At 39.3% G+C, this 22,939-nt stretch carries 20 protein-coding genes; 18 read left to right on the forward strand and 2 right to left on the reverse strand.

What is annotated here, in order from left to right; genetic code table 11:
• Positions 1-45: 45 nt before the first annotated feature.
• The 4 genes from I588_RS05415 (at position 46) to I588_RS05430 (ending at position 5,611) form a co-directional block, all read left to right on the forward strand.
• A complete protein-coding gene (locus I588_RS05415) occupies positions 46-1,245 on the forward strand; it encodes an amidohydrolase family protein (protein WP_010757958.1) in 1,200 nt (399 codons plus the stop codon).
• Between the two features lie 799 nt (positions 1,246-2,044).
• On the forward strand, positions 2,045-3,043 hold the full coding sequence (locus tag I588_RS05420; protein ID WP_010757959.1) for a DUF4947 domain-containing protein: 999 nt from the start codon (positions 2,045-2,047) through the stop codon (positions 3,041-3,043).
• Positions 3,033-3,623 carry a hypothetical protein gene (locus I588_RS05425; protein ID WP_034693400.1) on the forward strand — a complete coding sequence of 197 codons (591 nt, stop codon included), beginning with the start codon at positions 3,033-3,035 and terminating at the stop codon, positions 3,621-3,623. The genes I588_RS05420 and I588_RS05425 overlap by 11 nt, the downstream gene beginning before the upstream one ends.
• 302 nt (positions 3,624-3,925) lie before the next feature.
• On the forward strand, positions 3,926-5,611 hold the full coding sequence (locus tag I588_RS05430; RefSeq protein ID WP_010757961.1) for a hypothetical protein: 1,686 nt from the start codon (positions 3,926-3,928) through the stop codon (positions 5,609-5,611).
• On the opposite strand, the gene I588_RS05435 is transcribed toward I588_RS05430, so the two are convergent.
• Positions 5,608-6,036, reverse strand: a complete 429-nt coding sequence (locus tag I588_RS05435) for an Lrp/AsnC family transcriptional regulator (RefSeq protein ID WP_010757962.1) — start codon at positions 6,034-6,036, stop codon at positions 5,608-5,610. The two genes, I588_RS05430 and I588_RS05435, sit on opposite strands and share 4 nt — an antisense overlap.
• Positions 6,037-6,179: 143 nt before the next feature.
• Here I588_RS05435 and I588_RS05440 point away from each other — a divergent pair, with 143 nt between their 5' ends.
• The gene (locus I588_RS05440; RefSeq protein WP_010757963.1) at positions 6,180-6,764 is read left to right on the forward strand and encodes a DJ-1/PfpI family protein; all 585 of its coding nucleotides are present in this window, start codon (positions 6,180-6,182) and stop codon (positions 6,762-6,764) included.
• A gap of 63 nt (positions 6,765-6,827) precedes the next feature.
• Here the strand turns inward: I588_RS05440 and I588_RS05445 are convergent, their stop codons facing one another.
• Positions 6,828-7,127 carry a DUF2316 family protein gene (locus I588_RS05445; RefSeq protein WP_010757964.1) on the reverse strand — a complete coding sequence of 100 codons (300 nt, stop codon included), beginning with the start codon at positions 7,125-7,127 and terminating at the stop codon, positions 6,828-6,830.
• Between the two features lie 339 nt (positions 7,128-7,466).
• Between I588_RS05445 and I588_RS05450 the strand changes: the two genes are divergently transcribed.
• The 13 genes from I588_RS05450 to I588_RS27215 all read left to right on the forward strand — a co-directional run bounded on the left by I588_RS05450 (position 7,467) and on the right by I588_RS27215 (position 22,881).
• Positions 7,467-8,291, forward strand: a complete 825-nt coding sequence (locus tag I588_RS05450; RefSeq protein ID WP_010757965.1) for a class I SAM-dependent methyltransferase — start codon at positions 7,467-7,469, stop codon at positions 8,289-8,291.
• 66 nt (positions 8,292-8,357) lie between these two features.
• The gene (locus I588_RS05455; protein ID WP_010757966.1) at positions 8,358-8,960 is read left to right on the forward strand and encodes a helix-turn-helix domain-containing protein; all 603 of its coding nucleotides are present in this window, start codon (positions 8,358-8,360) and stop codon (positions 8,958-8,960) included.
• Positions 8,944-9,600, forward strand: a complete 657-nt coding sequence (locus I588_RS05460; RefSeq protein WP_010757967.1) for a chloramphenicol acetyltransferase — start codon at positions 8,944-8,946, stop codon at positions 9,598-9,600. Before I588_RS05455 ends, I588_RS05460 begins: the two co-directional genes overlap by 17 nt.
• A gap of 310 nt (positions 9,601-9,910) precedes the next feature.
• Positions 9,911-13,429 (forward strand): hypothetical protein, encoded by a 3,519-nt coding sequence (locus I588_RS05465; RefSeq protein WP_010757968.1) that lies wholly within the window; start codon positions 9,911-9,913, stop codon positions 13,427-13,429.
• On the forward strand, positions 13,419-15,473 hold the full coding sequence (locus tag I588_RS05470) for a hypothetical protein (RefSeq protein WP_010757969.1): 2,055 nt from the start codon (positions 13,419-13,421) through the stop codon (positions 15,471-15,473). Before I588_RS05465 ends, I588_RS05470 begins: the two co-directional genes overlap by 11 nt.
• A gap of 634 nt (positions 15,474-16,107) precedes the next feature.
• Positions 16,108-17,073 carry an ABC transporter substrate-binding protein gene (locus I588_RS05475; protein ID WP_034693818.1) on the forward strand — a complete coding sequence of 322 codons (966 nt, stop codon included), beginning with the start codon at positions 16,108-16,110 and terminating at the stop codon, positions 17,071-17,073.
• 115 nt (positions 17,074-17,188) lie between these two features.
• On the forward strand, positions 17,189-17,809 hold the full coding sequence (locus I588_RS05480) for a histidine phosphatase family protein (protein ID WP_010757971.1): 621 nt from the start codon (positions 17,189-17,191) through the stop codon (positions 17,807-17,809).
• 143 nt (positions 17,810-17,952) lie between these two features.
• The gene (locus I588_RS05485; RefSeq protein WP_010757972.1) at positions 17,953-18,690 is read left to right on the forward strand and encodes a class I SAM-dependent methyltransferase; all 738 of its coding nucleotides are present in this window, start codon (positions 17,953-17,955) and stop codon (positions 18,688-18,690) included.
• A 581-nt stretch (positions 18,691-19,271) separates the two neighbouring features.
• Entirely contained in the window at positions 19,272-20,669 is a 1,398-nt protein-coding gene (locus I588_RS05490) for a pyruvate carboxylase subunit B (RefSeq protein WP_010757973.1), read from the forward strand.
• 3 nt (positions 20,670-20,672) lie between these two features.
• Positions 20,673-20,960 carry an OadG family protein gene (locus tag I588_RS05495; RefSeq protein ID WP_010757974.1) on the forward strand — a complete coding sequence of 96 codons (288 nt, stop codon included), beginning with the start codon at positions 20,673-20,675 and terminating at the stop codon, positions 20,958-20,960.
• A 13-nt stretch (positions 20,961-20,973) separates the two neighbouring features.
• Entirely contained in the window at positions 20,974-21,327 is a 354-nt protein-coding gene (locus I588_RS05500; protein ID WP_010757975.1) for a DUF2118 domain-containing protein, read from the forward strand.
• Positions 21,328-21,343: 16 nt separating this feature from the next.
• The gene (locus I588_RS05505) at positions 21,344-22,477 is read left to right on the forward strand and encodes a sodium ion-translocating decarboxylase subunit beta (protein ID WP_010757976.1); all 1,134 of its coding nucleotides are present in this window, start codon (positions 21,344-21,346) and stop codon (positions 22,475-22,477) included.
• Positions 22,478-22,725: 248 nt separating this feature from the next.
• Positions 22,726-22,881: a hypothetical protein gene (locus I588_RS27215; RefSeq protein ID WP_010757977.1), complete on the forward strand. Its 156-nt coding sequence runs from the start codon at positions 22,726-22,728 to the stop codon at positions 22,879-22,881.
• The last annotated feature ends 58 nt before the right edge of the window (positions 22,882-22,939 follow it).

Here is a 22,939-nt window from a genome sequence, read left to right on the forward strand (position 1 = left end):
AACTTTTGTGAATATACTAACATTAGTAGGGAAAGGGAGGATAGCATGTTTTTATTAAAAGCGGCAAAAGTAATTATCGGTGATGGAAAAACAGTCATTGAAAATGGCGGTGTAGTCTATCAAAAGGATCAAATTTTGGCAGTGGGACCTGCTTCAGAATTGCAGGAAAAATATCCAGAGGCTGAGGTTCGTGATTATGGCGAGGGAACGATTTTGCCTGGTTTAATGGATGCCCATATTCATTTAGGTTATTATTGGACGCAGCCGGATTTGCATCGCTACAATGATTTCATGATTGCTTATTATGCTCAAAAACAAGCGGAGACCTGTTTGAAGAAGGGGGTAACAACTATTCGTGACTGCTGCGGGCCGCAGTTTCTGTTGGAGACGTTGCGGTTAGCTGCGGAAAAAGGTTTTGTCAAAGCGCCAAGGATTTTGCACACGGATCGGGGAATTTGTATTACGGGTGGTCATGGTCATGAGGATGGCATTGAAGAGGTGGATGGCGTGGAGAACATTCGTCACACCATTCGTCGTCAGAAACGTGATGGTGCAGATTGGATCAAGCTGTTGACTACAAACCGTGATGATATCTGTGAATTTACCCAAGAAGAGTTGAACGCTGGCGTAGAAGAAGCTCACCGTTTGGGGATGAAATGTGTGGTACATTCCGGCACGCAGCCAGGCATTCAAATGTGTATTGATGCCGGCTTTGATACGATTGAACACGGCAACTTTTTGACAGTAGAGCAAGGAAAACAAATGGCGGTGAATCAACAGTCTTGGACGCCTACTATGTTTGCGTATCATTTTCTGGCTGATTATAACAAAAAGGTACAGGAGGTTGGGATTGATCATTCCAATCAATCCACTGAAACGTATTCTCATCATCTTGATTTCTTTGAAGCTTCGGTTGAGGCATACTCAAAGAATTTCAAGCCGATTTACGATGAAGGCGTAACGATTTTAGCTGGTACCGATATGGTGATGCTGGAGGCTCCGGATGTGCCGATTGTTGAGGAGCTTGAGTTGATGGTTCGCTATGGTTTGACGCCTATCGAAGCGATTCAAACGGCTACTCAAAATCCAGCACGCGTTTTTGATTTAGCCGAAGTAACGGGGCAGCTTCAAGCCGGTTTGCAGGCAGATATTTTAGTAGTAGCTGGCGATGTTACGCAAGATATTGAGCAGCTGCGGAATGTGCAGCAGGTTTTTCTGGCCGGGGAAATGATTGACCAGAACTAAAGCTACTTAATCAATTATGAAGACAAGAAATGAGGCTTTTGCCTGAAGTTCTTGTCTTTTTTTTCTATTATCAGAAAACGGCTTGACGATTATGTGAAGAAAGAGACTGTAAAAGGAAGAATATGAAAATAATTAATATCCTTATTGCCGATTGCATATGAAGATAGAATCATTGTCAGGCCAAACATGTATTATTTTAAGTAGAAAGAAAATAGGCTAAAATCACCTGCTGAACCGTAAAAGATATCCCTATTGTACTTCTTTTTTCCTTTGATATAATGGTATTAATCAAGCAAATACGCAAAAAAGTTAATTGGTAAAAAAAAGGAAAAAGTAGTATGGATACTGATGTGAAATGTTTTTTGTTGTAATTTTACCAACTCTTTTTTTCTTTAATTTTGTTGTTTTTATTTATTATAAATTTTGTTCGTGTGAGGGTCACCTCACTCATTTTAGCAATGGACAAGCAAGAAGCTTCTGTTATAGAAATATAAACGACAGTTAGCATCAGTAAGAACTATTTTTGAGTGCTATTGATTTAGTTAAATATTGGGGATATTCTCATGTGCAAAGAGAACTTTAGTTTTTTTGTAATAGGTTCTAGAACCTATACGTATAATTAAGTGGATGAAAATTCCCTCGAAAGATTTGAGGATGAATTGAGAAAAAAAGTATCATTATCCTAGTGATCAGCGATGCAAGCAGGTTTCTCTGAGTATGAGGCTGCTAATGGGTAAATAAAAGAGTAAATTTTTTCATCATCACCGTGTACAATTTAAGGAAAAGTTAGGTAGATAAAATGAAAGGTTTAGTTTGTAAATACTGTGGCAGTAATCAATTTCAAGAAACTGAAACGGGGTATCAATGCTCCTACTGTCATGCAGAATATGATTTTGATGATGCAGCAGCTATGTCTAAGAAATCGTCTGTACTCACCAAAGAAAAGCGTGTTTCAAAGATCATAATAATTAGTCTTTTCTTTGTATTATTCGTTTTTTGTCTTGTGCCTTTTTTTTCAGGAGAGCGTAAGCCTTTAGGTCAAGGCACTGATAGTAAAACAGATCCGCCAAAGTCGGACTATTCGCCCAGTCGGCTGAGCAATCCTGAACGTAATGTTCGAATCGCAGAGCTCTCCTTAAATTCTGAGGATATTAAGGTTGCCAAAGCTTCCATTGCTGAATATGGTGGAGATAAAACCAAGGAATTTGAAAGACGGTTGGCTGAAGCACAAAAAGAGCACGATACGCTGAAAAAGAAACGAGGAAGAAAGCCTCCTAAAAAAGACATGATCATTGAAAATCCCAATTCGGAATTTGCAGTAACCACCTATTATCGCGAAGCAGGTTATTTAGCTGCTTATGGTCCAGAGTTCGACCAATATTCTAGCGCAGATATTGTGCGGATTTGGGGGAAACCTGATGAAATCATCACTGATTCTAAAGAAATCCAGCAGAATATTAAACTTGAATTTGATGAGGAGAATAACCCGGTCAGCTATGAAGCAAAAGTCTTGAGGGAACAATGGGAAACGGGCCAGTTGACTTGGCGAGAGGTTCGAGCGTTTATTGTAATCCTTCATGACAAATCCTATGCAGGCTATTCGAAGCAGTTCGTTTATGAGAAACAAGGAAAACCAAATGTTTATTTTAAAAATGATCGAGTGGGTCATGTGACACCAATCGTGCGTTATGTATCTTTTACTCGATTACCAGAAAAATATTCACGGGAAGGCTTGGGAAAATACCCAGATGATTTTCCTGAAGAATATGGATCGGATGGGCTCTATCATGAAAACTAAAGAATGTACAAACTGTGGCAGTACTCAATTCCATCAAGTAAAGGATGGCTGGAAATGCGAGTATTGCGGCACACTTTATTTGAATCCGAAAAAAAACAGGGAGATTCATCAGGCCGATGAGCCGACTGTGAACAAAAAGAAAAAAATATTGCCACCTATCTTTACCATAATCCCGATTATTATCATGTTAGTGGGGCTCTTAGGCTATTCAATGGTTCAAACCAATAAACGTGCGACGAACTACAAACCAATTGAACCAGGCATTGAAAAACCTTCTGACAAAGTGGAATTTCCTGGCAATTGGACACAAGATATTTATAATTCGATAAAGGTAGCCACACAAATTTACAATGGGGACACCGAAAAGTATTCTTTTGAAAATGGCTCAAGCTACGAAGAGCTAGAAAAGCTGGTTGGTAAGCCGGATACGGTTACTAGCTGGGAAAAAGAATCTTACGGGATGCCGCCAAGATCAATGGCAACGTGGAATAAAAACAGCGATGGCGACCATATGCCTCATTCAGTGACAGTCACTTACGAAAAGGATACACTGATGATTACTGACAAAAATCACTATTAATTGTTAACAAATTCATTTGTTTTGGATAAGTCTGTTTATCAAGAGAAGCCTCAATCAATTATCAAAAATGGGAGCTAAACCGTAGAAATGATAGGGTATATCTAGTTGTAATTTAAACTTAACGGGCTAAATTTATGCCAAACTTCTTCAAATACTATATTTAACCGCTCTACTGAAGGATTTTTTTGCAGAAATCATTAAAGAAAAAAGAAAAAATGCTGATAAAGCTTCTGAGGCCAAGTCTTCTTATTACAAGGATCACATGGGTGTGACTTATAATGGAAAACGAGGAGTTGGTTTTCATGAAAAGAAACTATCCGTACTTGGTCATTCCCCTTATGGCAGTTTTATTTATTTTGCCTAACGTGATCACTCACAATATGATCGTTGGTTCGGATGCAGTATTCCACTTTAATCGCTTTTATGACACGGCGATGCAAATTAAAAACGGAAATTTTGAATATTTTATTACACTCTATGGTTTTCAGCAGTCTGGTCGAATTGTTAACGCCCTATATGGTCCATTATGGGCGTATTTAAATGGCTTATTGGTATTGATTGGCGGTACTTGGTTTAGGTATCAAGTATTGGCGAACTTTTTGATTTATTTATTGTCAGGCAGTTCAATGTATTGTTTGCTGAAGCGGGCTGGGGTTTCCAAGAGCTTAGCGGTTACCGTGGCAATCTTCTTTATGACGACCTTTTCGATCCAATATTGGATTCAGCGTCAAGGGTTTACTAGCTGGGGCACAGCGGTGTTGCCATTGTGTTTGCTGCCACTGTTGGATATGGTGGAAAAAGGACGGATTCCAGTGGTGAAGCTGGCTGTTTTAATGGCATTGATGACGCAGATTCATCTATTTTCAAGTTTGCTGCTGGCAGTGATTTATGCCTTTTATTTTGTTTATACTTTCATTCGCAGTGAAGAAAAAGTGAAGCTGATGAAGGATGTCAGCTTGGCGGTGCTGTTGTTTCTAGGCTTGACAGCCAACCTGGTAAGCTCGCTTTTCTATCTGTACACTAACAATCAATTGATTCCGCCTTTCGTGAATCAGCAAATGTCTAATTTTGCGGTGGATAGCGGGAGTGATTATTGGCTGTTTTATCCGTACACCTTTGTGCCTTTGATGGGGGCGATGCTGGCAATCTATTTAGTGAATCGCAAAAGGATGACGCCGTTGATTCATTTAACGGGAGCCTTAGCGCTGCTTTTCTTGATATTATCCAGTGATATTCTGCCTTGGACAGCCTGGGTGAAGGAGCAAGTGCCTTTTGTTTCCTTGATTCAGTTTCCCTTTCGTTTTTTTGCCCCATTCACGGTGCTTTTTGCCTTCTTTATGGCTCAGGTTTACAGCACAACTAATTGGTCGAAGCATTTGAAGCAGGTCGTTCCGATAGTGGTGGTTTTGATCGGTGCAGGACAGATTTTGTACGCTACGAACCAGACCTTGCAGCGTTGGCACACGGATCGTTATACGAATAAGGAAGGCATTCATACCTATGTTTATGGGGATGATCAACAGGTTCGCGATTCTTTTTACAGTGGTGATTTGAAGAAAAGCTTAGAGCTGTTGCAAAAAGGTACACCGGACTATTTGCCGGTTTATGATGAAACGGGACGCAACAATTATAATTTATACAAGGAAAAAGTAGTTGATCCCAATCCTGATTTCCAGAAAATTGCGGCGGGTACTTCCTTGATTGTGAAATGGAACCAAGCTGAAGCGAGACAAGCACAATTGCCGATTGTTCTGTATCATGGTTCGGAAATAGCTGTAAACGGAAAGAAGGTCTCCCCTTCGTTATCTGAAATTGGTACGCCAACTGTTCAGGCAAAAAGTGGAGAAAACAAAGTACGTTTATGGTTTAACCCACCACTGTATGTAAATGCCGGTATCTGGCTGGCGATCCTCTTTTGGTTGTTCTGTCCGATGTATTATGTAATAAAACAATGGCGAAACAAAAAAGCGTTCAAAGCTCTTAACTAAGGAGCCTTGAACGTTTTTTGATTGTAATGGGAAGAAAAAACAATTTGTGTTGAGGGATGGCCATATTTCAATGTTTGATCAATAAAAGTCTCTAAGGTGGCCATCGATTCTGTCGCAAATTTAACTAAATAGCTGTATTTTCCGGCGATACGATGGCATTCGATTACATCCGGATGACTCCAACAAAACTCGCGAAAAGCTTGGCAGTTAATGGTCTCCATTAAAATAAAAACTTCAATCTCTTTCCCAAGTTTTGGGTAATTAATTTTTGTCGTATAGCCTTCGATAATGCCTTGCTCCTCCAGCTTCAAGATTCTTTCCTTTACCGCAGGAGTGCTTAAGTTCACCTTGCTAGAAAGCTCCTTCAGTGATAGTCGCGCATTTTCTTCCAGCAGAGCAAGAATGTGCCAATCTGTTTGATCCATAATACCCTCCTTTTTTTAGGTATATGAGCTATTTTACCTTGATAAACGAGGTGGAATAGTTTAAATACCTTATTTTGTGCATAGAAGTAAGTGTTTTTCCATTATATGCTATTAATAGAGAGAAGGAAAGGCAGGAACGAAAAATGACAAAAACATTATTATTGTTAGCGAATGGGTTTGAAGCATATGAAGCAAGTGTTTTTACTGATGTTTTAGGCTGGAATTTATATGAAGGAGATGGATCCACCGAACTGGTCTCAGTGGGACTGCATTCAGAGCTGACTTGTACTTGGGGACCGAAATGGATTCCTGATGTCTTATTGGATGACATTCAGTTGGAATCTTATGATGCTTTAGCAATTCCAGGAGGCTTTGAGGAAGCTGATTTCTATACAGATGCGTTTGATGAACGTTTTCTAGCGGTTATTCGTCATTTTGCAGCGGAGGAAAAACCAATCGCTTCAATTTGTGTGGCTGCTTTAAGTTTAGCGAAAAGTGGCGTTTTAGCCGGAAGAAAAGCAACAACTTATGCTCATCCCGATAGCCCGCGGCAAGATCAGCTGGCTGCTTTGGGTGCGGAGGTGCAACGTCAGCAGCCCTTTGTTCAGGATGGGAATATTGTTACTTCTTCCTCACCGGCAACTGCTTTGGCTGTAGCATTTTGGCTGCTTGAACAATTAACAACTCAAGAAAATGTTCAACAGGTAAAGAAACGAATGGGCTTTTAAGTGATGCGATGAAACTAAAAAAACTCTCCAACCTAAGTGGGTCAGAGAAGTTTTAGTTACTCATTAGCTTAGCTTCATTTTAGCAATTGTTTCAGCATCCAAGAACCAGTATTGGTGATAATCACCCGCCAGAGCGGTGAAAGGGACTGGCGCTTGCCCAGCTTCTTCAACTTTCTTGGTTAAATATTCCTTTAGAATCCAGGGATCTTCTATCGAATTTTGTTGAAGCTGGAGAATGCGGGTAATTTTTTCTGGAGGGACTTGAAAAGCTTCGGCGACTGCTTCAATGGTCAGATTTGCTAGAGACATATTTTCTTGAAATTCCAAAATGGTGTCTAATTTTTGTTGTTGCGTTAATGACATGCAGATCACTTCCTTGGGGGATAGTTTACTACCATCTGCAAGAAATGTCGAAGCATTGGTTGATAAGAATAGCACTTGCTTCTTCTTATCGAGTTCGGTAAACTAAACGTGATCGTTGATTAAAGGAAGTGGATTCAGTCCGGCGCACTATACATTACAAATAAAGTAATTTAGTGAAACGTGGAAAAGCCATCTAAGACAACTAAACTGAAAAAATTTCATGGTGAAATCAGTTTATTTGTTGTGGGTAGATGTAGGCTTTTTCAGGTTTTTTTGTGTTGTCTTTTTTTGTAGCTAAAACCAATCAACGATCAATTACTAAAAAGGAGAAGTTTAAAAATGGATGTAAATAAATTAATACAGGACGTTCCTTTGTTCGCAGAAAGTGCGGCAAATATTTGGCTCGATCCTTATGTCGCTAAACAGATGCTGACTGCTCATTTAAATGAGCAAGAGGATGGAGCTACGCGTAACAAAGCTTTCGTTGAAAAATCGGTGGCTTGGCTGACCGAAAAATTTCCGTCGAAGGACTATCCAAAGGTATTGGATTTAGGCTGCGGTCCGGGAATCTATGCTGAAAAGTTTTCACGAGCAGGTTATCAAGTGACGGGAATTGATTTTTCCCCAAATAGTATTAACTATGCCAGTCAATCTGCTGAAAAGGAGAACCTGCCGATTCGTTATATTCAGAGGGATTATATCGAAATTGACTGGCAGGAGGAATCCTATGATCTGATTGTTATGATTTATTGTGACTTGGGTGTTTTATCCCATGAGAACCGCCGACTGATTTTGGAGAAGGCTTATCAGGCATTGAAGCCTAATGGTCGATTGATTTTTGATGTGTTTACGCCTGCTCGTTATCAAGATTTTGAGTCAACTCAAACCTGGCAGGTGGAAGACAACAGTTTTTGGAGCCAAGAGCCATGTCTCCATCTGGAGCGCGCCGAGCAATATGGTTCAACCTATTTAGCAGCGCACCATTTGCTGAATCGAGAAGAGCAAAAGACTTTTTATATTTGGGAGACCGTTTTTACGCCAAAAGAAATGACTGAAGAGTTGAAAGGGCGGGGTTTTACCCAGGTTGAGCATTATAAAAATATTGCAGGTGAAGCTTGGGAAGACACTTCTGATACCGCCTGTTTTGTAGCCAGCAAATCGTAAAACTCTACGTTGCGTTGGTTGTTTTGCCTGGGGGAATCACGTAGTCTTAAGGTAAGAGGTGAGAAGATGGATAGTATACAAACTGGCCGGTTAATTCGTAATTTACGAAATGAACGCGGCTGGACACAAAAAGAATTAGCCGAGGCCCTGATGATTAGTGATCGGACAGTTTCCAAATGGGAGCGGGGGCGAGGCTATCCGGATGTATCACTGGTGACGCAGCTTTCCCAGCTGTTTCAAGTAGAGACCAATCAGCTATTGGCTGGAGAATTAGTTCAAAACCAGCTGAATAATGGGAATATCAATAATATTAGTTTCTTCGTTTGTCCAACGTGTCAAACCATCAATTTTTCATTTGGAAAAACTGAAATGACTTGTTGTGGAAGACATTTGGAACCGTTAATCCCTCAGACAGAGCAAGCAGAGCATCGGGTAAAGGTAGCAGAAGTTGAAGCTGATTGGTATGCTACATTTGATCATGAGATGAAAAAGGAGCACTCGCTGTCGTTTTTAGCGTTAGTTTCTGGAGATCAGATCCAGCTTAAAAAGCTCTATCCTGAACAGGAGCCGGCAGTTCGACTGCCGCGCATGTGTCACGCAACCATGTATTTTTATTGTACTAAGCACGGATTGTTCAAAAAGGAGCAAATTAATGGGTACTTTTTATAAACAACCGCTGGAAAACTGGCCTAGAGCAGAATCCTTTTATTATTATTCGCAAATGGCACCTACCAGCTACTCCATTACAGTAAAGCTTCGGGTGACTAAGCTGCGCCAACAAACTAAACAAAAACAGATCAAATTTTTTCCGACGTATCTGTATGCGGTAAGTCGTGTGATAAGTCAGCTGCAGGAATTAAAAATGGCGATAAAGGATGAAACTTTAGGTTTTTGGGACTATCTGAATCCTGTTTATCCGCAGTTTCATCCGGAAGATCAGACAGTTTCTCTGCTGTGGACTGAATATTCGCCTGATTTTTCGAAATTTTATCTGCGTTATTTAACGGATGTTGAAACATTTGGGGCTGATCGTGGCATGCTGACGAAAAAAGGACCTCCACCGGAGAATGCGTATGTAATTTCTTGTATCCCTTGGTTCAGCTTTGATAGTTTTTCTTTGCAGCATCATCAACTAAAAGATTACTATTTTCCCAGTTTTGAGGCTGGAAAATTTATACGGCTGGATGGCGAATGGTACATGCCATTGGCGATTAATGCGCATCATGCAACAACGGATGGTTATCAGCTGAAGGTATTCTTGGAGCAGCTGCAGGAAGTAATGGATCATGCAGGGGTGTGGCTAGGATAATAATTAAAGCTCAAATCTATGTTGAAAAATAGATTTGGGCTTTTTGGTGTTGCTTAAAGAAATATGTATCTATTCTAAAAATAGAGTGCAGCACATAACTATTTTTGCGATATTGTATACGAATTATACTATAAATAATTCTTTATATTAATTATTTATATGTATGATCATCTTAAATGCCTTTAATAATATTCTAATTGTTGCTATAATATGATGCGAACGTACCTTCGCATTTTTTGCAGAAAGTGAAACTAAAGAGCGTTTCATTGAATAAATCAATATCAAGATACTTGAGAAAGTAGGAGTGAATATGAATGTATTTGATTTAATAAAAATTATTGAAAAAGCTAGATTAGGTTTAAATTTGATTGATGCAAGAACTGGAACAGGAAAGTCTTATGCTGCAGCTGAGGCCATGTTTTTATCCAGGGGAAAAGTTAAACGATTTTTTTCTATTACGAACTTTAAGAAAAATCTGGCAACCGCTGATTTGAAGAGATTTTATATCCACTCGGGTTTAACAGAAGAGGATTTCAATCGCGAAGTTTGTCTCTTAAGAAGTAACGCAGATCAAATGATTGAGTGTTTAATTGGTACCGACATACCAAAAGAACTAAAAACAAATAACTATTTGCGCCTCGAAAAGTCAGTTAGGTTGTATAAGGAAGCTAAAGATTCCGTGATAAGAAATATATTGCGGGAACGCATAAACGTGGAGGAGCGGAGTTATCGTCAAGAATTAAAAATTTTTTTCAAGAAAAAGTTGGGAAAAATAAGCTTCGAAGATAAACAAGCCAAGGTAAAAAAGAATTATTCATGGCTAATTAATCTATATCCAGCTTCTATCATCAATGAATATAAAATAGTAGTTATGACAATGGATAAGTTTTTGACAAACTATGATTCTATTATTGGTCCTAGTGGAAAATTTCTACAAAGTGACTTATTAGATGACTCAGTCATTATGATTGATGAGTTCGATGCAACGAAGGAGCGAATTCTCAATCAGATTATTCAGCGGGCAGTTAAGATAGATGTAGAGTATTTAAACCTGTTTAAAACACTTTATTATAATCTGAATACTAGAGAGTTTTCACAAATTTCAACGGATTATTTAACTGATGGTTTGAAAAAGTGGCAGGAAAATATAAAAGAAAGATCAGCCCAGATCTTTGATGAATATTACTTATATTATGACTATGTTTCCGAAGAGCGGAACACCGACATGAATAACTTTATGTTTCATGATGGTGATTTTATCACTGAGTACGTCAATGAGGCTCGATTTACTAAAGGGATTGTAGATAAAGAGAAGAAGCAGGTGACAATAACTTTTTCTAAATCTGAAGCTAAGGAAGCTAATGAGGTTGAAGAAATTAGCATTCTCTCTCTTATGAATGGGATTTTCCGCTTTTTGACACAAGTGCAAAAATATGCACAAACAGCTGCTGGTAGATTAGTCTCAGCTGAGAATGGTCGAAGGTTGCATTTGGAGACAGAAATGCAATTTGAAGATGCCCTTCATACCATTTACCATGAAATGGGCTTAGCTCAGTCACAAAAGGAGTTAATGATGCAAGAGTTGATTACTCGTGCATCACCAGAAAAAGTATCTAGAAGATGGGATAATGTTAGTCAATTTTATCATTCTGGTTTCCAATTGTTTGAATTTGCTGATGGTGACAGGCATGTACACGATACTGAGATCAAATATCTTCGTATACAAGATATTCCTGAAAAAATTATCTTGCATCTTGCCAATAAGGCTTGCGTCGTAGGTTTTTCTGCAACGGCGACAATTCCAAGTGTTTTAGCTAATTATGATTTAGGCTATTTAAAGAATAAATTAGGCAAAGCTTACAAAGAAGGAAACGAGTTATTATCGCAAGAAACTATCCAAAAGATTGAAACTTTTGATAAGAACTATTCTGAAAGTAAAGCAAGCACCAAAGTTTTTCCGTTTAATGTGACTTTGGAGCAAAAGTCCATTAAACAACGGTTGGAAATAATCCTTCAGAACAGCCCACTTTCTGATTGGAAAAAGGTAATCAAAAACTGGGCGGTAGAAATTGAGGCAAAAGCTTATCAGTCTGATGAGGCGGAGAAAGGTAAAATACGGGAGGATGTTGTAAACAAATATTTAGACATGATCCAGTTATATGACAACTATTTAAAAACGGGAGAAATTTACTCTCTACTGGCGCTTAACATGGCTTTTCCGAGGAAAGAATATGCCCCTTTTGATCTTGAATTTTTGGAAGAAACTTTTGATGCACTAAAGAAAGCTCATCAAGCGGATGCTAGCATGATAGTTTTAAAAAGTGAAAATTTTGAAAAAAGTAAAAGCGTTATCCTCAAAAAGCTTTCCCAAGGTGAGCGTGTGCTAGTTATGAGTACTTATCAAACTATTGGAGCTGGGCAAAATTTGCAATATGCTGTTCCCGAAAAAGTCTCAGTAGTTGAACTTCCACCTTTTCATCCAATTGAAAATAAAGCAGTCGAGAAAGATTTCGATGCGTTATATTTGGGGGAAATTACTCATGTAGTAACCAACATCAAAACTGAGAAAAAACTTGAACAAGAAAGTATTATGAACTATTTCATGGAGATTGAGTATTTGTATCACACTGGCGAAATTACTCATCACGACCACCAATTAGCGATTAAGGCTGGGATGCAAAGAATTTCAGGGCAAAAGAAAAATGTTCATTACCCGCAAACAAACATTTTGTCCTCAACTAGCGGCTTAAATAAACAGATGCAAATGGTTATTCAAGCCGTCGGTCGGTTAACAAGATCACACATTAAGCCATTAGCAACGTACATTTTTATTTCACAGAAACTTCTCTATCAATTAGCAAATTCAACTTGTGAAATTAAACAGCCTGCACCAGAAATGGCAGAATTATTGAAGGTTTGTCGCAATGAAAGCCAGTGGAAATCATTGGAAGAAAAAAGAGCTCACGAGGAACTTCAGAAAAAAGGAATTATGGCAGATCGCGCCACCAAAAACATGTTGCGCCTATCTAGCTTATTGAGAAAAGGTTATCGAGATAAAGAGGACTTGAAGCAACGGTGGGAAGAGGTAAGAAGCGTCATTTTACAAAAACCGGTGGTCGGGTTGACAGATTTCCAAAAAGAGGTATTTCTTCAAACGTACTATTTTGAAACAGAAGGGGCAAATAAATATTGTCTGGCTTTGCCACCGAAGGAGAAGGGACAGTTTGAATGGGATTGGAGTAAAACAGAATATGATTTAGTTTACCAACCGACGCTTTTAAAAACTCGAAAAGGGAAGGATCACACCATTCTAGAATTTTCCGAGTCAACCTCTGAATTGAAATTATTCATGAAAAATGAAGTGATTCGAACATACTTCGAATCAAAAGGGTATGCCACCTCTTTTGCTGATGAAAGGTTTGTAATGAATCCAGTGATGTTCTTGTATTTTTATCGAGCTGGATTAGGTGAGGCTGCAGGAACTGCTTTGTTGCAATCTTTTGGAATTGAAACAGAAGAGATTCGGAACCTAGCATATTTTGAATTTTTTGACTGCCAAATTGGAGAGAATACGTATATTGACTTTAAAAACTGGCTAGGAACATTTGATGTGCCAGCTGAAAAATATCGTAATGATGTATTAAAAAAGCTGAATGAGGTTGGAGGTAAAAAAGCGATCATAATTAATATTTTTGAGCGTGATGAGCAACACTTAGTGCAGTCGGCAGCCAACAGCCGACTTGTAACCATCCCGTTTCTCATTAACCATCAAGGTAAAGTAAGCGAAAAAATGAAAAAAAGACTATTGGAGGCTATATATGAAAACTAATTCGGCAAACTTAACGATTAACTTTGAAGCTGTTGACCGTGATTTCACAATTTATCGAGTCGACCCGTACGATAAAGACACCAACACTGAAGTGTTAAAATTAATAGCAGAAATGCCATCGGAGTTAATGGCAGTGTCACGAACGAAGGACTCAAAGAAAAAAGGCGGCAAGCTCCATATTTATTTACTATTTGAGAAAAACTTTGACAAGACTTGCTTAAAAGATATAGAAAATCAAACTGGCTGTTTCGCAACAAGAATTTACCCAGCAGGCAAGGGTAATGGTTTTTATTCAAATAATTTGGCACAGCTGCTAATTAATTCACTCCATGAGAAGGCGATCAAACGTGATTATGGCAATGGTGATGGGATGTTGTTATATTCTCATCCCAAATGGACAAATGATTACAAAGGAGAATTTTATCGCTACGGGATTCAAGTGAAGGTTGAGTTTAACAACATTATCGCTTTGCCAGTAGTAACCTTCAAACGAAGTGAGAAGGGTAATTTCTTCTGGGATGATAAACACAGTAAGATGACTAAAATGAAATCAGTCAGCCAGAATAAAATGGAAAAATATGAACAGAAAGAGCATCCAGAGGTTAGAAACTCTGTTCCTTTCTTTAGTATTGAAGATCGACAAAAGTTTGAACGAAGCAAAAACGGAATTTTTGTGAATTTGTTAGAGGATATTGAGACCTATTTATCAGATTATCTGCAAGTAACGTTGCGTGAAGCTGAACCCTCCACTAAAAAAGTGGTCAGGTACAAAAAAGAAAAATTAATTGAGAGACTGGTCAACGATTTGGAACATCAAACGATTCACTTTATTGATTTGACTGAAACAAAAGAAGGCAGCGAGACGAATCGTATTCTGGCGAAAAAATTGCAGCAGGAAATTCCTGATTTAGTTATCAAGTGCGAGAGCAAACCACAAATAGGATTCAATTTGTGCTACCTTTTACCTAAAGAAGAATATGAAAAAGGCGACCTAAAGGATCCACATTTAGCACCACAACCTGGAAAGGTTATTCAACACTTTACTAGAGAATCCTTATCAAAGGAAAAACTGGAAAAATTGAATGGAAATATCTTGAATTGCCCAGAAGTTTTGATGATTTTATTGGAACTTATTGTTAAACAGGATATCCAAGCCCATCAAATGAATCCAGACAGGCTAGTTCTTTTAGAGGGGCAGCTGCCGATTAGTTTTGTCAAAAGAACTGGAGCAAAAGAAGAAGTTAAGCTGGTAGCCATGACAATTGAAAAAAGTGGAACCATTATTTTTGATCAAATTGATGAGGAAACGTTTAAAAAAGGTGGGGACTTTGAAAATCCTTTATGGTGTTCTTACGAAAAACATTTGGCCAGTAGTAAGATTAGTAAAGAGCAACTTTGGTCAATTGAAACATTTATTCAATTTTCCAATGGGTGTACGACAACTGTTAAAAGTACTAAATTACTGTTGTTGCCTGATGGTCAACGTTTACACAGGAGATTATCCGAAGTCAGAAATAGCAATGTGCCCACTAAGCATTTAATTGAAGCAATTTCTAACATACAGCAAAAATCGAATGAAAAAATTGATCCTCATGCCTTAGCTGAGATAAAAGAAAAGCTGATGGGAGGATTGGCCACTTGTCATTTAAAAGACTATAAGGATTACTTCACAGGGAAGACGGCTATCGGCAAAGAAATGAATGCTGAGATTGTTAAGTTATTCGGCTATCGTTTGTATTCAAATATTCGTGCAGGCGAATTTAAAATGGAATATGATCCATTTTTTAATATCAATTATTTTGAGCGAATTGATTTTATGTATGATAAAAATCCGCATTATTCTGTCGGGAGTCCAAAGGGTTCTACTCAGGTTAAGTATGAGCGTGCAAATACGGTTAGAGAGATCAAGTATATTGGCGAAGTATTTCCTAAAGAGTTTTTTCTCAAGATGATGGAAGTAGATTTTGTGCGTATTGGCAAGCTGACTGTTTGGCCGTTTCCACTTAAATACTTGAATACGTATATTAGTGAAAAAAAACTATAAAAAGGGTACCGTAATCGGAAGTTTCGATTTTTTGAAATAATTCAGAGTCTATTTTATGATAGACTCTGATGTTTTTTATTTAAAATCGGAAAATGGGTCTATCAGCTAGTATTGTCAGGTAGTTTTAAGAGGGAAAATGGACGTCTTGGAATTTAAAATGGAATAGGGCTATATCCTTGATTTATCAGGGTTTCACAATGATTAACTATAGTTTTTAAAGCTGTAGAAAGCTAGTCTCAGTAATTGGACAAGTAGGGCTGGGTTTCAGAGTGTATTGGTATAGCTAACAATTATTTAATAAAAATTCCATTTTTCTCATTTACATTTAATTTATCCTGTTGTATACTATGTTCAACTCATCGGTTGGAGGTCATTATTATGACAAAGAATAAACTCTCACAACTGAATAACCGCTATTACGTTAGCTATTATTAGATACGTTTGTATTCATCAGGATACAAACGGACAGGTTTGTATCTATGATGGCTAATGTGCTTCAACGCGTCACCAGCCACGTAGGTAACTCTAAGTGGCTGCGAATAGTGCGAAAATAGGTATTGATTTCTTTCGTAATTTTCAATCGTCCACTTAGACTATCTAAGTGGACGATTTTTTTATTCGAAAGGAAGAGGAAATAATGAAAAAAGTATTAGCAGGAATTGGTATTTTAAGTTTGATGGTCTTAGGCGCATGTGGTCAAGGAGAATCGGCTGAGGATGAAATGAAAACAGTCGGAGCTTTGCAATTTGTGGAACATGAATCCTTGGATGATTCCTACAAAGGATTTGTTCGTGGGCTGAAGGAAGAGGGCTTTATTGATGGCGAAACGGTCAAGATCGACTACCACAATGCTCAAGGCAGTCAGGATAATTTAAAGAGTATCAGTGAAAAAATGGTGAAGTCAGATCCAGATTTGATGCTGGGTGTAACGACTGTAGCAGGTCAATCACTGTTGACAGCAACAACGGATATTCCGATTGTCGTAACCTGTGTGACTGATTTGAAGGAAGCGAAACTAGTGAAGAGCTACGACAAGCCTGGTGGAAATGTAACTGGAACAACCAACATGTCACCAGTGGCTAAACAAATTAAATTACTGCTATCAATCGTACCAGATGCGAAAAAAGTAGGAATTATGTACAATTCTGGTGAAATTAATTCAAAAATTCAAGCAGATTTAGCAATTGAGGCCTTGGAAAAAGCTGGAGTGGAGCCAGTTGTCCGCACGGTTACTAGTACCAATGATGTGCAGCAGGTTTCTCAAACGGTTGCTGATGAAGTCGATGGGATTTACCTGCCAACGGATAACACGTTTGCTAGTGCAAAAACATTGGTTGGAGATGTGATGAAAGAGAAAAAGGTTCCGCTGGTTGCTGGGGCAATCAACGATGCAAAAGAAGCAGGCATTGCCACTATTGGGATTAATTACGAAGAATTAGGGGCGCAAACAGGAAGAATGGCTGCCAAAATTTTGCGAGGAGAAGCAACACCAGCTGATATGCCAGTAGAGGAATCGGAAAATCTGGAATTCTTCGTTAATGAAGAAATGTGTGAAGCTTTAGGGATTGACCCTGCAAGCATCAAAAATCCAGAGGAATAAATGAAGAAAGCAAAAGGTCGGCTTAACTAGTCGGCCTTTTGTGAGAAGCAAGCCGGTAACTTGACACAACTGCTGCAAAGAATCTATTCTTAACTAAAAGGATCGGAGGCAGCATATGGCTACTTTATATTTTGTAAGGCACGGTATAACAGAAAATAATCGTCAGCAACTGTTTAATGGAAGCCGTTCTAATCCTGATCTCACAGCAGAGGGCATTCAGCAGGCTAAAAAGCTGGGGAAGCATTTAAAGGAGATTGATTTTGCCACTATTTATGTTAGTCCGACCCAACGAACGATTAAAACGATGCAAGCTATTTTGAGCGAAAATCAATACAGTCAATTGGAAATTATCATTAGCGATACGCTAAAGGAAATGGATTTTGGTGACTGGGATGGAACCACCATTCAAGCGCAACGAAGTCATGAACAATTTGACCATTTAATGAATCAACCTGAACGATATGATCCTTCTGGATTTGATGGGGAAAGCTATCAAACGTTGTTAGACCGAGGCATGACCTTTTTGAGTTCGTTAGATTATCAAGGGGAGAAGAATTATTTAATTGTTGGTCATGGTGTGATGCTGTCGTCCCTATTAGCTTATTTAAAAGAGCCGGATTTGAGTAAGATTCGACAAGAGGGTTTGCTAAAAAATACCAGCTTAAGTATTTTCTCATCAGCTGATGGAAGGACCTTTCAGCAAGAGGTTTGGAATTATTCTAGACATTTAGAATAAAAGGTATCGATAGAAAGTATTTAGGTTTGGTACGGCGGGCCCCGCAATCTTCTCAACCAATTAGTCTGAGTTACAAAGCCTTTATCTATGGCATTTTGTGAAATATAATCTGCTATAATAAATAAAGGAAGAGGGTGTGGGAGATGGAGGATCGTTATCAACTGTTTGCTTATGATTATGATGAGTTTGGCAGTATCGAAAATTATCTAGGTAGTGAGCAAAGATTTTTTAAAGAGCTTTTTGCTGAGCATCAAGTTGAAACCGTTTTAGATTGTGCCTGTGGAACGGGGCAGCACGTATACATGTTGTCAGAACTTGGTCTAGAGGTAGAAGGTTCCGATTATTCTATTTCAATGCTTGAAGTTGCTGAGAAGAATTTAGCAAATGTCGGGAAAAAAATTCCCCTGCGACAAGGAGATTTCAGGTATTTGGAACAGGTTTTTACCGAAACATTTGATGGCATAGTCTGTCTGACAACTTCATTGCCGCATTTGCATACTGAGGAAGACTTAGTGACTGCCCTTAAATCAATGAAAAATCGATTGAATGAGCAAGGATTGCTGGTTTTGACGCAAGGTACGACCCATTATAATTTACAGCTGCCGCCGATTGAGGTTGTGGTGAATCGGGAAAATTTTTCACGAATATTTGTAAAGGAACAGGATGAAAAATTTCAAACGATCCATGTGCTGGATTTGTATCACTCGCAACAACGGATGGAAAACCATCAGTATGACATTGTTTATCGGATTCTTCTTGATGAAGATTATCACCGATTGTTGGCAAAAGCCGGTTTCAGAGAGATACAGATATATGGGGATTACCAAAGAAACCCTTATGATCACTCAAGTCGCCGTTTAATTGTAGTTGCAAAAGTCTAAAAAGCAGCCTTGCTGCTTTTTTAGTTTAACTAAAAGGTCTTCTGGAAAGAATTGAGGGTCGTCAGCGCTTAATTTTCGTTGTTTAATAGACCATTATCAATAACTAAAGTGTATTATTTGAATGAGTAATTTGAATAATTTGAAAAAATGAAAAAAGCGCTTTATTTTTTTGAAATTTATCGTATAATTAGATTATCAGGTACAGGGGATGTTTATAAGCATTAAGTGAGTATCTCATTTAATGAAGTCTTTTGGGGAAGAGTCTTGTACTTATAAACCTTCACCTGTATCGTCAAAAAAGTCTGCGGTTTTCCGCAGGCTTTTTTATTTGCCTTTGTTTGTATAAAGGGGATCAAAATTTTTTAATAAACAAGAATAATTCAATTGAAAAATTGCTGCAGAAAACTTTTAATCTTTATTGTGAAACATATGAAACAAAAAGCGTTTTCGTGCTGGTGTTTAGCTAATTTGTAAGGGAAGTATGGTAAAATAATTAATATAATAAGTAGGATCTTTAAGCTGTTTTAAACTATTTTTGCTAAATGGAGGAATGGACAAATTTTTTGATGGAGGGGATGTTTATGGCGAGAAAAATTGGAATTACCGATACGATTTTACGGGATGCCCATCAGAGCTTGATGGCTACTCGCATGTCGATCGAAGATATGAAGCCGATTTTACCATTACTGGATGAAATCGGCTATGTTTCGTTGGAATGCTGGGGTGGGGCTACCTTTGATGCCTGTATCCGATTTTTGAATGAAAACCCGTGGGAACGGCTAAGAACCATGAAAAAGCTGGCACCTAATACACCCTTGCAGATGTTGCTGCGAGGACAGAATTTATTGGGTTATCGCCATTATGCGGATGATGTAGTGGAGCGCTTTGTGGAGTTGGCAGCGAAAAATGGTGTCGATATTTTCCGTATTTTTGATGCATTAAATGATCCTCGTAATCTAGAAACCGCGCTGAGAGCAGTTAAGAAAACAGGTAAGGAGGCACAGCTGGCAATTGCCTATACAATCAGTGATGTGCACACGGCTGATTATTTTGAAGAATTGGGTGGAACATTTGCTGAAATGGGCGCTGATTCTATTTGCATTAAGGACATGGCAGGGATTTTGACACCGACAGCCTGCGGTGATTTGGTGAAACGCTTGATTGCCAAAACGCAGCTGCCGATTATTGTGCATACCCATTGTACGAGTGGTATTGCCCAGCTGACTTATCAAGCAGCCATTGAGGCAGGTGCAGCTCGCATCGACACAGCCTTGTCGCCCCTGAGTGAAGGAACCAGTCAACCGGCGACGGAATCCTTGGTATTAAATTTTCAGGAAGAGGGCTACACCACAGGAATTGATGTAAAAAAAATGGGAGAAGCAGCTAATTATTTTCGCGCAGTCCGAGACAAGTATTTGGAGAATGGCCTGCTGGGACCGAAGATGCTGATGCCTGATCCGCGAGCTCTGATTTACCAAGTTCCTGGCGGCATGCTGTCGAATATGTACTCTCAATTAAAACAAGCCAACGCCACAGATCGCTACGAGGAGGTTTTGCAGGAGGTGCCGCAGGTTCGAGAGGATCTAGGTTTTCCGCCGTTGGTGACACCATTAAGTCAAATGGTAGGAACTCAGGCAGCGATGAATGTTTTAACAGGTGAGCGCTACAAAATGGTTTCTAATGAAGTGAAGGCGTATCTTTTAGGGGAATACGGCAAATCGCCGGTACCGATTGACGCAGCATTTATTAATAAAATTGTCGGGGACAAGCCTCGAATTACGGATCGTCCGGCCAATCATATTCCCCCTGAGTTTGAAAGGTTGAAGCAGGAAATAGGTTCTTTGGCGGAAAACGATGAAGAGGTTCTGACTTATGCATTGTTTCCACAGGTGGGCAAAGATTTCTTGACAGCCCAAAAACAACCAGAGCTTAAAGCTTCAACGGAACCGATCAAAATATTTGGGTATACGAGGAGATAGCTTATGGAATTTAATTTGATGAATTCATTAGAGTTAACAGTTGTCGCTATGGTCATTGTGTTTCTTGTTTTAACCGGCTTAATGCTGTTGATGCAAGTAACTGCAAAATTTGCTCAAATGATTGAGAAAAAAGCTGTACCTGAAGTATCGGCTCCAGCAGTAACGGTTAAGGAAAACTTGGCGCATGATGAAGAACTGGAGCGAGTAGCTGTTCTAGTAGCTTTGGCTGAAGCAGCGCAGGAAAATGCCAACAAGCATTATGAGATTGAGGAAATAAAACGAATAAAGTGAGGGAGATGGTGAAATGAAGCGTTATGAGATTACAGTCGACGGACAAGTGTATCAGGTTACGTTAAGGGAAATTAGCGAAGAGGAGGCTGCCCAAAAAACAGCAGCTGCCCAACAAAGTACACCAGCAAAACCAATCCCAGCCGCTCCAGTGTCGCAGGGTACGGAAGTTCCAGCTCCCATGGCCGGAAATGTTTTGTCGGTGAAGGTGAAGGTTGGCGATGCGGTACAGGCGGGAGATACGCTGTTAGTATTAGAAGCGATGAAAATGGAGAATGAAATTGTCGCACCGGTTCAAGGCGTAGTTTCGGCACTAATGGTGGAGGCTGGCCAGTCGGTGGAGTCGGGACAGCTGTTGATTACAATGTAGCATTGGAGGAATTTGTATGGGAAAGATCATTCAGACAATGCTGGAAACTTCCGGTTTTGCGAATCTGACATTCAATAATTTATTTATGCTTGTATTGGCGTGCTTTTTCTTATATTTAGGGATTCGCCGCGGCTATGAACCGTATTTAATGGTTCCGATTGCTTTTGGAATTTTGCTGGTCAATTTGCCGTTAGCGGGTTTAATGAACGAAGCCATAGGGAATAACCCCGGCGGATTATTGTATTATTTGTATCAAGGCACTAATTTAGGTATTTATCCGCCGCTTATTTTTCTTTGCTTAGGGGCTTCTACCGATTTTGGACCGCTAATTGCCAATCCTAAAACGATCTTGTTAGGAGGCGCTGCTCAATTTGGCATTTTTGCGGCTTTCTTTTTAGCTACGGCTTTAGGCATGACCCCAGCTGAATCCGGATCAGTCGGGATTATTGGCGGGGCAGATGGACCGACAGCTATTTTTGTTACTACACGTCTGGCTCCTCATTTATTATCAGCAATTGCATTAGCGGCTTATTCTTATATGGCGCTGGTGCCGATTATACAGCCGCCGATCATTCGTTTCTTGACTACAGAGAAGGAACGAAAGGTGGTCATGACTCAAACCCGACATGTGTCTTCTATCGAGAAAATTTTGTTTCCGATTGTAACCACGATCTTTATTAGCTTGGTGGTTCCTAGTGCAACAACTTTAATTGGATGCCTAATGCTAGGAAATCTAATTCGGGAGATAAAGGTGGTTCCCAAGCTGACGGAAACCTTGCAAAACGCCATGATGTATATTGTGACGATTTTGTTGGGAGTAACCGTTGGTGCCAAAGCGGATGGGGATCTGTTTTTGTCGCCAACCACCTTGAAAATTATCTTCTTGGGTTTGCTGGCCTTTGGTATAGGAACAGCTTCTGGCGTCTTGTTGGGCAAGGTGATGTACAAGCTCTCCGGTGGGGAAATCAATCCGATGATCGGTGCGGCGGGTGTGTCAGCTGTTCCAATGGCAGCTCGAGTGGTTCAAAAGGAAGGACAGAAAGAGAATCCTGGGAACTATTTACTAATGCATGCGATGGGACCTAATGTGGCGGGTGTGATCGGTTCAGCAGTAGCGGCCGGTGTTTTACTGGCATTTTTCGGGGCGTAGTTGAAAAGTCTTCGTTTGTATAAAGATGCAGACGGAGGCTTTTTACAGCGAATAGGTAATGTGAAGTAAAAGTTAACTAGTTAGTGGTAAGAGATAATAAAGAGCCTGTTTCATATATAAAGCTAACCTAAATCATCAATAGACTTTTCAGCTATTTATCGCTTTTGTGGCAGAGAAATGAAAGGTCTAGTGGTGTCAGTGATAGGTAGAAGCGGGAAGGTATTCTTATAGAAAAGGATGAGCAAAAAATGAAAAGCTCTGAATTTGTGACCGTCACTCCTAAACATAAAGGAGTCGTTATTGGTGAAATGACTGAGCATCGGGAAATTATAAAGAAATATGCCGAAAAAGGATATTGTTTTGTCACAGCTATCCCAACGGCTACCCACGAAAATTCGATTTAGTTTTTGAAAAATAAATGATACGAAGTAGTTATTTTTGTAGCTAAGGGAAAATATTCTT

It is taken from the genome of Enterococcus pallens ATCC BAA-351 (assembly GCF_000407485.1).
In the GTDB taxonomy this organism is placed as follows: Bacteria; Bacillota; Bacilli; order Lactobacillales; family Enterococcaceae; genus Enterococcus_A; species Enterococcus_A pallens.

What these genes read in the sequence shown, in the direction of transcription:
- I588_RS05470 (WP_010757969.1), top strand. Translation starts at nt 13,419, where the DNA reads ATGAAAACTAATTCGGCAAACTTAACGATTAACTTTGAAGCTGTTGAC.
- I588_RS27215 (WP_010757977.1), top strand. Translation starts at nt 22,726, where the DNA reads ATGAAAAGCTCTGAATTTGTGACCGTCACTCCTAAACATAAAGGAGTC.
- I588_RS05495 (WP_010757974.1), top strand. Translation starts at nt 20,673, where the DNA reads ATGGAATTTAATTTGATGAATTCATTAGAGTTAACAGTTGTCGCTATG.
- I588_RS05425 (WP_034693400.1), top strand. Translation starts at nt 3,033, where the DNA reads ATGAAAACTAAAGAATGTACAAACTGTGGCAGTACTCAATTCCATCAA.
- I588_RS05480 (WP_010757971.1), top strand. Translation starts at nt 17,189, where the DNA reads ATGGCTACTTTATATTTTGTAAGGCACGGTATAACAGAAAATAATCGT.
- I588_RS05465 (WP_010757968.1), top strand. Translation starts at nt 9,911, where the DNA reads ATGAATGTATTTGATTTAATAAAAATTATTGAAAAAGCTAGATTAGGT.
- I588_RS05455 (WP_010757966.1), top strand. Translation starts at nt 8,358, where the DNA reads ATGGATAGTATACAAACTGGCCGGTTAATTCGTAATTTACGAAATGAA.
- I588_RS05440 (WP_010757963.1), top strand. Translation starts at nt 6,180, where the DNA reads ATGACAAAAACATTATTATTGTTAGCGAATGGGTTTGAAGCATATGAA.
- I588_RS05450 (WP_010757965.1), top strand. Translation starts at nt 7,467, where the DNA reads ATGGATGTAAATAAATTAATACAGGACGTTCCTTTGTTCGCAGAAAGT.
- I588_RS05490 (WP_010757973.1), top strand. Translation starts at nt 19,272, where the DNA reads ATGGCGAGAAAAATTGGAATTACCGATACGATTTTACGGGATGCCCAT.
- I588_RS05430 (WP_010757961.1), top strand. Translation starts at nt 3,926, where the DNA reads ATGAAAAGAAACTATCCGTACTTGGTCATTCCCCTTATGGCAGTTTTA.
- I588_RS05415 (WP_010757958.1), top strand. Translation starts at nt 46, where the DNA reads ATGTTTTTATTAAAAGCGGCAAAAGTAATTATCGGTGATGGAAAAACA.
- I588_RS05445 (WP_010757964.1), bottom strand. Translation starts at nt 7,127, where the DNA reads ATGTCATTAACGCAACAACAAAAATTAGACACCATTTTGGAATTTCAA.
- I588_RS05420 (WP_010757959.1), top strand. Translation starts at nt 2,045, where the DNA reads ATGAAAGGTTTAGTTTGTAAATACTGTGGCAGTAATCAATTTCAAGAA.
- I588_RS05500 (WP_010757975.1), top strand. Translation starts at nt 20,974, where the DNA reads ATGAAGCGTTATGAGATTACAGTCGACGGACAAGTGTATCAGGTTACG.
- I588_RS05460 (WP_010757967.1), top strand. Translation starts at nt 8,944, where the DNA reads ATGGGTACTTTTTATAAACAACCGCTGGAAAACTGGCCTAGAGCAGAA.
- I588_RS05505 (WP_010757976.1), top strand. Translation starts at nt 21,344, where the DNA reads ATGGGAAAGATCATTCAGACAATGCTGGAAACTTCCGGTTTTGCGAAT.
- I588_RS05435 (WP_010757962.1), bottom strand. Translation starts at nt 6,036, where the DNA reads ATGGATCAAACAGATTGGCACATTCTTGCTCTGCTGGAAGAAAATGCG.
- I588_RS05485 (WP_010757972.1), top strand. Translation starts at nt 17,953, where the DNA reads ATGGAGGATCGTTATCAACTGTTTGCTTATGATTATGATGAGTTTGGC.